The 10,594-nt window shown below is 72.5% G+C and carries 12 protein-coding genes; 3 read left to right on the top strand and 9 right to left on the bottom strand.

Features of this window, described 5'->3' with window-relative positions; translation table 11 throughout:
• Window positions 1-71: 71 nt before the first annotated feature.
• The 5 genes from ABZ371_RS22600 to afsQ1 all read right to left on the bottom strand — a co-directional run bounded on the left by ABZ371_RS22600 (window position 72) and on the right by afsQ1 (window position 4,121).
• Window positions 72-275, bottom strand: a complete 204-nt coding sequence (locus ABZ371_RS22600; RefSeq protein WP_358682607.1) for a PspC domain-containing protein — start codon at window positions 273-275, stop codon at window positions 72-74.
• A 91-nt stretch (window positions 276-366) separates the two neighbouring features.
• A complete protein-coding gene (locus tag ABZ371_RS22595; RefSeq protein ID WP_358682611.1) occupies window positions 367-936 on the bottom strand; it encodes a VanZ family protein in 570 nt (189 codons plus the stop codon).
• 337 nt (window positions 937-1,273) lie between these two features.
• Window positions 1,274-1,843, bottom strand: coding sequence for a hypothetical protein (locus ABZ371_RS22590; protein WP_358682609.1), 570 nt, complete (start codon window positions 1,841-1,843; stop codon window positions 1,274-1,276).
• Window positions 1,844-1,914: 71 nt separating this feature from the next.
• Complete coding sequence (locus ABZ371_RS22585; protein WP_358682605.1) at window positions 1,915-3,447, bottom strand: HAMP domain-containing sensor histidine kinase; 1,533 nt, start codon at window positions 3,445-3,447, stop codon at window positions 1,915-1,917.
• Window positions 3,444-4,121 carry a two-component system response regulator AfsQ1 gene (gene afsQ1 / locus ABZ371_RS22580; protein ID WP_015578482.1) on the bottom strand — a complete coding sequence of 226 codons (678 nt, stop codon included), beginning with the start codon at window positions 4,119-4,121 and terminating at the stop codon, window positions 3,444-3,446. Before afsQ1 ends, ABZ371_RS22585 begins: the two co-directional genes overlap by 4 nt.
• Before the next feature lie 169 nt (window positions 4,122-4,290).
• Between afsQ1 and ABZ371_RS22575 the strand changes: the two genes are divergently transcribed.
• Entirely contained in the window at window positions 4,291-5,058 is a 768-nt protein-coding gene (locus ABZ371_RS22575; protein ID WP_358682602.1) for a SigE family RNA polymerase sigma factor, read from the top strand.
• A gap of 173 nt (window positions 5,059-5,231) precedes the next feature.
• Here ABZ371_RS22575 and ABZ371_RS22570 read toward each other — a convergent pair whose 3' ends face one another.
• Window positions 5,232-5,933 (bottom strand): uridine kinase, encoded by a 702-nt coding sequence (locus ABZ371_RS22570; RefSeq protein ID WP_358682600.1) that lies wholly within the window; start codon window positions 5,931-5,933, stop codon window positions 5,232-5,234.
• 63 nt (window positions 5,934-5,996) lie between these two features.
• On the opposite strand from ABZ371_RS22570, the gene ABZ371_RS22565 reads away from it, so the two are divergent.
• Window positions 5,997-6,422 (top strand): hypothetical protein, encoded by a 426-nt coding sequence (locus ABZ371_RS22565; protein ID WP_358682598.1) that lies wholly within the window; start codon window positions 5,997-5,999, stop codon window positions 6,420-6,422.
• A gap of 72 nt (window positions 6,423-6,494) precedes the next feature.
• On the opposite strand, the gene ABZ371_RS22560 is transcribed toward ABZ371_RS22565, so the two are convergent.
• From ABZ371_RS22560 to deoC, 3 genes are read right to left on the bottom strand one after another with little or no spacing between them, the layout of a single operon-like run.
• Window positions 6,495-7,442 carry an aldehyde dehydrogenase family protein gene (locus ABZ371_RS22560; protein ID WP_358682596.1) on the bottom strand — a complete coding sequence of 316 codons (948 nt, stop codon included), beginning with the start codon at window positions 7,440-7,442 and terminating at the stop codon, window positions 6,495-6,497.
• Window positions 7,435-8,871 (bottom strand): aldehyde dehydrogenase family protein, encoded by a 1,437-nt coding sequence (locus tag ABZ371_RS22555; protein ID WP_358682594.1) that lies wholly within the window; start codon window positions 8,869-8,871, stop codon window positions 7,435-7,437. The genes ABZ371_RS22560 and ABZ371_RS22555 overlap by 8 nt, the downstream gene beginning before the upstream one ends.
• A gap of 5 nt (window positions 8,872-8,876) precedes the next feature.
• On the bottom strand, window positions 8,877-9,824 hold the full coding sequence (gene deoC, locus ABZ371_RS22550; RefSeq protein WP_358682592.1) for a deoxyribose-phosphate aldolase: 948 nt from the start codon (window positions 9,822-9,824) through the stop codon (window positions 8,877-8,879).
• A gap of 125 nt (window positions 9,825-9,949) precedes the next feature.
• Between deoC and ABZ371_RS22545 the strand changes: the two genes are divergently transcribed.
• A complete protein-coding gene (locus ABZ371_RS22545) occupies window positions 9,950-10,588 on the top strand; it encodes a PH domain-containing protein (protein WP_358682590.1) in 639 nt (212 codons plus the stop codon).
• The last annotated feature ends 6 nt before the right edge of the window (window positions 10,589-10,594 follow it).

Genomic DNA, 10,594 nt, shown 5'->3' with positions numbered 1-10,594 from the left:
ACGGCCGTGGGGGCGCCCCCACGCCCGCGCCCCGCCCCCCAACAGCCGTCTGCTCGACGCGGCCCGGCCGCTCACCAGGCCGTCGTGGTCGCGGTCTTCTCCGAGGGAAGCAACAGCCACAGCGCCAGGTACAGCAGGAACTGCGGGCCGGGAAGCAGACACGAGACCAGGAAGATCACGCGCATCGTCCCGGCGGAGGTACCGAAGCGCCGAGCCAGCGCCGCGCACACTCCACCGATCATGCGTCCGTCGCGGGGGCGGGAAAGTGCGGCCATGATGGGCTCCTTCGCTGACCGTTGCGGGGAGCTCCTCGTCGTGCTCCCGGTACCTCCATGGTGGCTCCGGGAGGGCGGACGAAGCGTCGCTCTACGGGGCGATGCCGACCCTGGAAATCGTCGGGGTCGACCCCTGAGGCGCCTCGCCCCCGCCGAACCGGGCCCCTCTGCGGGCCAGGTCGCCGGCCCCCGCCCGGTTGCCGCGGCGCAGCCGCGCACGGGAGACCGGGACGACCAGCAGGTGTGCGAGCGCGACGCCCGTCGTGTTGAGCAGCAGCGAGTCCACGTCGACGACCTGGCCCGGCACGCCCGTCTGCCCCAGCTCGATGGCCAGCGAGATGAGGGCTCCGGCGGCGACGGTCCGCGCCAGCGAGGCCCAGGGGGAGACCAGCAGCCTGCCTCCGGCCATGGGGAGCAGGACCCCCAGCGGCGCCAGCAGCAGCAGTCCCTCGCCGATCCGGCGTGCCGCCTCGACGGGCCCGAGTGCCAGATCCGCCCGTATCCCGTCGAGCGGTCGCAGGTTCGCGGCCGTCATCCAGGGCACATCGAGCGGGCGCAGTGTCAGCCAGCCGACGAACAGCAGATGCGCGAGAAGGAGGAGGACCCCCGCCGCGCGGAAGTGGATGACGGCTCGGCCGCCCGGACTCTGACGCACACGCACCAAGACGCCACGACCGGCAGGATCGGTTCCGCAGGTCCGGGCGAGCCGCTGTGACGAGCGGCACGCGCACCCCACCGCGCGCGGGCGGACCGCTCGGGTGCGGCCCTGACCTGTCCAGAGGATCGGTTCGCCCGCTCGCGCGAGGCCGCCGCCGTCCCGCCTCCGTGCCCGCGCCCGGGCCGGACCGGTCCGGGCTTCGGCCCTGGGCCCGGCGTCGGCCCGGCATCCGGCTCCCGTGGGGCTGCCGGCCCCGTTCGCGCCCGGCTTTCGTCCCGCGCCCGGCTCCTGCCCCGTCCCGGCTTCCGTCCAGCCCCCGGCTCCCGCTATCCGGCACCGCTCAGGGCAGCTCGGCGGTGCCCACCGTCGGCACGTTCTCGGGCCGGCTCTTCGTGTCCGCCGTGCACAGGTAGTTCCGCGGGGCGTAGTTGCCCGGCCCACCGAGCAGCACCGAACCGCCCGGGCCGAGCGGCTCGCTCTCCGCGTACGTGCACACCACCTGCGCCAGTGCCTCCGCCGGCAGGTCCTCGGGCTGCTCGCTCAGGCGCAGCGTGCCCTTCGGATCGCCCTTGTGCGGCCCAGCGACCCGCAGCCGCGCCGGCACGGCCGTGGAGAAGCCCGCACGCCGCTCGTCGGCCGACGGCTCGCGGCGCAGTTCGCCCAGCAGCAGCTGAGCGACCGGGAGCGGGCCGGACCGGGACTCGTCCACCTCGACCGTGCGCTCCACCGTCACCAGCTGGGAGGCACACACCAGGTGGACGCGGACGGCCACCGTCCGGGGCGGTGGGTCCACCGCCCCCGCGGCCGTCCGGCACGGCACCCGTGACGGTGCCGCACCGGCGTCCACCGGCACCGACGTGCTCCTGATCCCGCACCCGGAGAGCACCGCACAGGCCACCACGACGGCCAGTGCGCCGGCGGTCCCGAAGGCGCCGGCCCGTCGCCCGGTGCCCGGTGCGCGGTGGCTCCGCCCGCCGCCCCTCACGTCGCGTCCCCTTCCCCGTGCCGGTCGGGGTCCCCGGAGTCCGGGACACCGGTCAACCGCTCCGCGTCACGCGGCAGCCTCAGCACGAACACCGCCCCGTCGCCGTCGGGCGAGTTGGACGCCGTGATGCCACCCCCGTGGATGTGCGCGTTCTCCATCGCGATGGACAGGCCCAGACCGCTGCCCTCGGAGCGCGGCCGGGAGGCACTCGCCTTGTAGAAGCGGTCGAAGACGTGCGGCAGGACGTCCTGCGGGATGCCGGGGCCGTGGTCGCGTACCTCGACGACGAGCTCGTCGTCGTCGGTGCGGACGGACACGCGCACCGGGGAGCCGCCGTGCTTGAGGGCGTTGCCGATCAGGTTGGCCAGGATGACGTCGAGCCGGCGCGGGTCCAGCCGCACCATCATGCCGCGCTCCGCGTCCAGGTCGACCGCGTCCAGCCAGGCGCGTGCGTCGATGCAGGCCGTCACCTGGTCGGCGACGTCGACCGTGTCCAGGACGAGCCGGGCCGTGCCCGCGTCGAAGCGGGTGACCTCCATGAGGTTCTCGACGAGGTCGTTCAGCCGGCGGGTCTCGCTCACCACCAGATGCACCGCGGGCGCGATCATCGGGTCCAGGCTGTCCGCCTCGTCCTCCAGCACCTCGGCGACCGCCGTGATCGCCGTGAGCGGGGTGCGCAGCTCGTGCGACATGTCGGCGACGAACCGGCGGCTCGACTCCTCCCGGGCGCTCATGTCGGCGACCTTCTTCTCCAGCGAGCTCGCCGTCCTGTTGAACGTGCGCGAGAGGTCGGCCAGTTCGTCCGTACCGGAGACCACCAGGCGGGTGTCGAGCTTGCCCTCGCCGAGCTTGCGGGCCGCGTCACCGAGCCGCTGCACGGGCCGCAGCACCGTCGTGGCCGCAGCCTGGGCCAGGAGCGCGGAGCCGACGAGGGCCAGGGCGGTGGCGATGCCGAGCGACCACGCCAGCGAGTTGAGGTCCTGGCGCTCCTGGTCGAGGGACTTGAGCATGTACCCGGCCGGGCCACCGCCGATGATCTTCGTGCCGGCCACCAGGTAGGGAGTGCCACCGATGCTCGTACGCTGCCAGAACAGGTGGTACTCGTACGTGTTGCCGGAGGTCAGCGGCTGCTTCTTGTCGACCTGCCGCTGAAGGGACACCGGCACGTCCTGCTTGGTGAACGCGTCGATGTCGGAGGAGCCGACGACCGGCTTGCCGTCGTGGGTGCCGATCAGCAGCACGTGGTAACCGGGCCCGCCGCTCGCCATCTGCTCGGCGGCGCCCCGCAGATCGTCCACCGTGGGCTCCAGCGGGAGCGAGGCCGCCCGGGTCTGCATCTGGCGGCGGAAGTCACCGAGCGCCGTGTCCTGGGTGCGGGTCAGGACGGCCTCGCGGTTGAGCCAGTAGGCGATGCCCGACGCGGACACCGCGGCCGTCAGTGCCACCAGCGCGAACACGACCAGAAGCCGCAGCCGCAGGCTGGTCCAGCGAAGACCCGCGAGTATGGAGCGCTTCGCGGGACCGCTCACTGAGGCGAGTCCAGCCGGTAGCCGACACCGCGCACGGTACGGATGAGCGTGGGCGAGGAGGGCACGTCCTCCACCTTCGCGCGGAGCCGCTGCACACAGGCGTCCACGAGCCGCGAGTCACCGAGGTAGTCGTGCTCCCACACCAGGCGCAGCAACTGCTGCCGGGACAGGGCCTGGCCGGGCCTGCGGCTCAGCTCGAGCAGGAGACGCAGCTCGGTCGGCGTGAGCTGCAGGTCCTCCCCGTTCTTCGTGACCGTCATCGCCGAACGGTCGATGACGACACTGCCGAAGGTCGCCGAGTCCGTGGACTCGCGCTCCCCGCGGCGCAGCACCGCGCGGATACGGGCGTCGAGCACCCGGCCCTGCACGGGCTTCACCACGTAGTCGTCGGCACCGGACTCCAGCCCCACCACGACGTCGATGTCGTCGCTGCGCGCGGTCAGCAGAATGATCGGCAGTTGGTCGGTGCGCCGGATACGCCGGCAGACCTCGAAGCCGTCGATCCCGGGCAGCATGACGTCCAGCACGACCAGGTCGGGCCGCTGCTCCCGGAGCAGCTCCAGGCCGTCCTCTCCCGTCGCCGCGGTGGCCACACGGTGGCCCTGGCGAGACAGCGAGAGTTCGAGGGCCGTGCGGATGGCGTCGTCGTCCTCGATCAGCAACAGGAAAGGCACGGGGGCCATTCTGGCCCATGGTGGTGCCCCAGTTCGACAATCCCCCCGACTTGATCGGCCGGCAGGGCCTGTGACAGGCCTGTGACAGTCGCAGGACAGCGCCATGAAACTGCCCCGGCAAGCTCGTCGGCACAGGGAACGAACGGACTCCACCGACGGGGGGCGCGAGATGGACGCACTGCACAGCACCACCACGAGCGCAGTTGTCACGCGTCTCCACGACGTCGGCCGGAGCCCGGAGAAGTCCGGCGCCGCGAACCTTCGGGGGTGTGTTCGCGGCACCGGTCGTCACCATCCGTCGTACCTGACGATGGTCGACGGGCCCACGGGGGGCAACGGGGGAAGCGGGGCCGGCGGGGGAAGCGCGTACGGGGAGGCCACGGGGGAGCGGAAGCCCCTGGAGCGGGCGGAGGACGCCGAAGCGGCGTTCACGGCCTACGTCCAGGAACGCCGCGCCTCCCTGTACGCGACGGCCTACCACCTGACCGGCGACCGGTTCGAGGCGGAGGACCTGCTGCAGAGCGCCCTCTTCTCGACCTACCGGGCGTGGGACAGGATCAGCGACAAGGCGGCGGTCGGGGGCTACCTCCGCCGCACCATGACCAACCTGCACATCAGCGCGTGGCGCAGGCGCAAGCTGAACGAGTACCCGACCGAGGAACTGCCGGAGACGGTGGGCGACACGGACGCGATGCGCGGCACGGAACTGCGGGCGGTGCTCTGGCAGGCCCTCGCACGGCTGCCGGAAGCCCAGCGCACCATGCTGGTGCTGCGGTACTACGAGGGCCGCACCGACCCGGAGATCGCGTCCATCCTCGGCATCAGTGTCGGCACGGTGAAGTCGAGCATCTGGCGGTCGCTCCGCCGGCTCCGCGAGGACGAGGTCCTCAGCTTCGGCCGTGACGAGGAGGAGTCCTTCGGCGAGTTGGTGGCCTGAGGCGTACGGGGGACGGGAACGGCCACCGCTTCGGGGGAGGCGGGGGCACGGGGGAGAGAACGCAGCGGGGCCGGACGGGCCGGGGGGTCCTGTCCGGCCCCGCCGCGTTTCCCGGCCGCGTTTCCCCGCCGCGTTTCCCGGCCGCGGGACCGGCACCGGGCCGGCCCTCGCCCTCAGGGCGTCGTCGACGGGGCCCGGCGGCACCGGCCCGCCGCCGCCGCGGCCAGCCTGCCCAGGGCCTCCTGCTTGCCGCACGGGTAGGCGCCCAGCGCCGTCTGGCGTGCCACGATGCGCCGTTCGGCCCGCATCAGGCGCCACCCCCGCCGCAGCAGGAACGGCACGGACTTGCGGCCCTCGCGCAGATCCCGCAGCAGCCGGCGCCGGAAGGTCGTCGACGGGCGCCCGCGCAGGCACAGCGCGTCCGCGAGCAGGCCCAGTTCCTGGCAGCGCGCCACGATGTCGGCCGCGAAGATGCCCTCGGCCACGAAGAGGGGGGTGCGGTCCATGTCGAGCACCTCGTGGCCCGTCCGCGAACTGGTGGCGATGTCGTACACGGGTACGTCCGTGCGCCCGGTGCGGCACAGCTCCGCTATGGCGGCGACCGCCGCGTCCGCGTCCCAGGACCGAGCCGAGTCCCAGTCGATGTCCGTGCTGCCGGTGACCAGCGGCAGGGTCGGATCGTTGGCTTCCTTGTAGAAGTCGTCCAGACGCAGCACCGGCAGGCCGGTGCGGGCGGCGAGGGACGACTTGCCGGAACCGGAGGGGCCGGCGAGCAGCACGACTCGAGTGGGGATCGGTTGGGAACTCACAGGACAGAAGTGTGAGGCATTGACCCGCCCAGGGGATCCCCCGGAGGTCTTGTTGGTATCGAGCATCACACCTCAACTACTCTGCGCACACGGACGATTACCGAACCGGCCCCGATCAGGTGGGAAAACATGGCACGTCACGCTCTGTCCAAGCCCCGGCGACGCGCTCTGCTGCGCGCCGGTCTGACCCTCACCGCACTGGGTGCGGCACTCGGCGCGGGAGGTGCGGCCGCCCAGGCGGCACCGCTGCCGGCCGCCCCCGCCACCGGGTCGGACACCGCCGACAGCACGGTCGGGGCGGTGAGCGACGCGGCGGCGCCCGCACTGACCAGCGCGCTCGGCTACGGGCTGGCCGGGGCGGTCTCCCCGGTCACCGACCTCCGGATCGACCCGCTGGCCGGGACGGGGGTGGACCCCCTGGACAACGCGGTGGGCGCTCAGGTCGCCGACTTCAAGCCGGTGACGACGGCCCTGGTCACCGACCCGCTGACCAGCGGCGCGGCGCTGGGCGACCTGCCCGTGGTGGGACAGGTGACCGGCCGGATCACCGGCTGACGTACGCGCGCACGCGGCGGGGCCGCCCCGTGTCGGGGCGGCCCCGCCGCGTGCGGTGCCTCGCGCCGTGCCTCAGTACGAGGAGCCGGAGGCGCCCAGGGCGCCCGTCGGGTGCCAGACCGTCTTGGTCTCCAGGAAGGCGGTCAGGCGGCGCGTACCGGGGTCGGTGGACCAGTCGGTGCCGTTCACGCCCTCCGTCCCGTCCGTGCCGTCGGCGCCCCTCGCGCCGTCCACAGGGTGTGGACGCAGGACCCGCTTCAGGTTGTCGGCCGCCGCCGTCTCCAGTTCCCTCACGAGAGCGGTGTCCCCCGCGGCGCCGGTGAGGTCGATGGCGTTGACGTCCTGGTGCGAGGCCAGCGGGGCCGCGAGCTCCGCCGTCCTCCCCGACAGGATGTTGACCACACCGCCGGGCAGGTCCGAGGTCGCCAGCACCTCGCCCAGCGACAGCGCGGGCAGCGGCGCGTCGGCCGAGGCGACGACGACCGCCGTGTTGCCCGTGGCGATGACCGGCGCGATCACCGAGACGAGTCCCAGGAAAGAGGACTCCTGCGGCGCCAGAACCGCCACCACGCCCGTCGGTTCCGGCGAGGAGAGGTTGAAGTAGGGCCCCGCCACCGGATTCGCCCCGCCGGCGACCTGGGCGATCTTGTCGGTCCATCCCGCGTACCAGACCCAGCGGTCGACGGCCGCGTCCACGACGGCGGCCGCCCGGGACTTCGACAGCCCCTCGGCGTCAGCCACCTCGCGGGCGAACTGCTCGCGCCGGCCCTCCAGCATCTCCGCGACGCGGTAGAGGATCTGGCCGCGGTTGTAAGCGGTCGCCCCCGACCACCCGCCGAACGCCTTGCGCGCGGCCACGACCGCGTCGCGGGCGTCCTTGCGGGACGACTGCGGCGCGTTGGCCAGCCACGTGCCCTTGGGGTCTGTCACCTCGTACACCCGGCCGCTCTCGGAGCGGGGGAACTTGCCCCCGACGTACAGCTTGTAGGTCTTGAAGACGCGTCGTCGCCCGTCAGACATCGAGGTAGGCCTCCAGACCGTGACGGCCGCCCTCGCGGCCGAATCCCGACTCCTTGTATCCGCCGAACGGCGAGGTCGGGTCGAACTTGTTGAACGTGTTGGCCCAGACGACACCCGCACGGAGCCTGCTCGCCACCGCGAGGATGCGGGAGCCCTTCTCGGTCCAGATGCCGGCCGAGAGGCCGTACTGGGTGTTGTTGGCCTTCGCGACCGCCTCGTCCGGCGTACGGAAGGTCAGCACCGACAGCACCGGCCCGAAGATCTCGTCGCGCGCGACGGTGTGCGCCTGGGTGACGTTGGTGAACAGCGTCGGGGCGAACCAGTAGCCGGCGGACGGCAGCTCGCACGGCGCCGACCACCGCTCGGCGCCCTCCGCCTCGCCCGTCTCGACGAGCGCGGTGATCCGGGAGAGCTGTTCCTGGGAGTTGATCGCGCCGATGTCGGTGTTCTTGTCCAGCGGGTCGCCGAGACGGAGCGTGGACAGGCGGCGCTTGAGGGCGTGCAGCACCTCGTCGTGGACGGACTCCTGGACGAGGAGCCGTGAGCCCGCGCAGCAGACCTGGCCCTGGTTGAAGAAGATGCCCGTCACGATGCCCTCGACGGCCTGGTCGACGGGGGCGTCGTCGAAGACGATGTTGGCGCCCTTGCCGCCCAGTTCGAGCGTGGCACGCTTGTCCGTGCCCGCGATCTGCCGGGCGATGGCCTTGCCGACCGCCGTCGAGCCGGTGAAGGCGACCTTGTCGACACCGGGGTGCTCGACGAGCGCCTGGCCCGCGTCGCCGTACCCCGTCAGGATGTTGACGACGCCCTTGGGCAGGCCCGCCTGGCGGCAGATGTCCGCGAAGAACAGGGCCGACAGCGGAGTGGTCTCCGCCGGCTTGAGCACCACGGTGTTGCCGGTGGCGAGCGCCGGGGCGATCTTCCAGGCCAGCATCAGCAGCGGGAAGTTCCACGGGATGACCTGGCCGGCCACGCCCAGCGGGCGGGGGTTCGCGCCGTACCCGGCGTGCTCGAGCTTGTCGGCCCAGCCCGCGTAGTAGAAGAAGTGCGCGGCCACCAGCGGGAGGTCCGCGTCACGCGTCTCCCGGATGGGCTTCCCGTTGTCCAGGGTCTCCAGGACGGCCAGCTCACGCGAGCGCTCCTGGATGATGCGGGCGATCCGGAAGAGGTACTTCGCGCGCTCGGAGCCGGGCAGCGCCGACCACTTCACGAACGCCTGGCGGGCCGCCCGCACGGCCCGGTCGACGTCCTCGGCGCCGGCCCGGGCGACCTCGGACAGGACCTCCTCGGTGGCCGGGCTGACCGTCTTGAACACCTTGCCGTCGGCGGCCTCGGTGAACTCGCCGTCGATGAACAGGCCGTAGGAGGAGGCGATGTCGACGACGGAGCGGGACTCCGGAGCCGGTGCGTAGTCGAATGCAGATGCCATGGGGATCAGTCCACCGTCACGTAATCGGGGCCGGAGTAACGGCCGGTGCTGAGCTTCTGGCGCTGCATCAGCAGGTCGTTCAGCAGGCTGGAGGCACCGAAGCGGAACCAGTGGCTGTCCAGCCAGTCCTCGCCGGCGGTCTCGTTCACCAGGACGAGGAACTTGATCGCGTCCTTCGAGGTCCGGATGCCGCCCGCGGGTTTCACGCCGATGCGCACGCCGGTCTGCTCCCGGAAGTCGCGCACGGCCTCCAGCATCAGCAGCGTGTTCGCCGGGGTCGCGTTCGTTGCGACCTTGCCGGTCGACGTCTTGATGAAGTCGGCGCCCGCCAGCATCCCGAGCCAGGACGCCCGCCGGATGTTGTCGTACGTGGACAGCTCGCCGGTCTCGAAGATCACCTTCAGTCGTGCGCCGCCGCATTCGGCCTTCACCGCGACGATCTCCTCGTAGACCTTGAGGTAGCGGCCGGAGAGGAAGGCGCCGCGGTCGATCACCATGTCGATCTCGTCGGCCCCGGCCGCCACCGCGTCGCGCACGTCCGCGAGCTTGACGTCCAGCGCCGCCCGTCCGGCGGGGAAGGCCGTCGCCACGGAGGCCACCTTCACCCCGGAACCGGCGAGCGCGGCCACGGCGGTCGCCGCCATGTCGGGATAGACGCAGACCGCGGCGGTGTGCGGGGTCGTACGGTCGGTCGGGTCGGGGTTGACGGCCTTGGCGGCGAGGGCCCGGACCTTGCCCGGGGTGTCGGCGCCTTCCAGCGTCGTCAGGTCGATCATCGAGATGGCGAGATCGATGGCGTACGCCTTGGCGGTCGTCTTGATCGATCGGGTCCCGAGGGAGGCGGCGCGCGCTTCGAGGCCGACGGCGTCGACGCCGGGGAGCCCGTGCAGGAAGCGGCGCAGCGCACTGTCGGACGCCGTCGCGTCGGCGAATGCGGGTGCAGTGGTGGGCATGGTCACCAGAGGAGCATATCTACGCGCGTAGCGACCTGTACAGGGGCCCGCCCGTTTCCGCGCCTTCCACGGGCCGCGCGAGGCCTGACCGCGCCCCACCCGCGCGGTCAGGCAGAATCGGGTCCATGACGAGCCCCACACCCCCCGCCGAGCCCGCCTACGCCGACCGGACCTTCCGGTCGGGCGCCGGGCTGGTCACCGGCGCCCTGCTGATCCTGCTGGTCGGCTGGATCGGTGGCGACGCGGTGGTCCAGGGCAAGGGGAACGTCCCGTGGATGGCACTGGCCGCGCTGCTCACCGTGATCCCGCTGATCGTGGCGTTCACCCTGCGGCCCGCCGTCTTCGCCGACGACGAGCGCATCCGGATCCGCAACCCCTTCCGCACCGTCGTGCTGCCCTGGACCGCCGTGTCGGGCCTGCGGGCGTCGTACTCGAGCGAGCTGTTCACCGAGGACGGGAAGAAGTACCAGCTCTGGGCCGTCCCCGTCTCCCTGCGCGAGCGCAAGCGCGCGGCCAGGAAGGCGACCCGCGAGGCGCACGACGACCCGTACGGCCGGACGTCCGTGCACGCCGACGTCCGTGACACCCAGGCCCGCGCCGCCTTCGCCGACCGGACGGTGGCCGACCTGCGCGAACTCTCGGAGCGCGCCCGGAGCCGCCCCGGGGCCAGTGCGACGCGGGCGTCCGTGCGCTGGGCGTACGAGGTGATCGCACCGGCCGCCGTCGGCGCCGTGCTGCTCGCGGTACTGCTGGCCATCGGCTGACGCACG

It is taken from the genome of Streptomyces sp. NPDC005899, from assembly GCF_040629645.1.
Lineage (GTDB): Bacteria > Actinomycetota > Actinomycetes > Streptomycetales > Streptomycetaceae > Streptomyces.
Note: the sequence above shows the minus strand (reverse complement) of the source record. Positions and strands in the feature narration are given on the sequence as shown.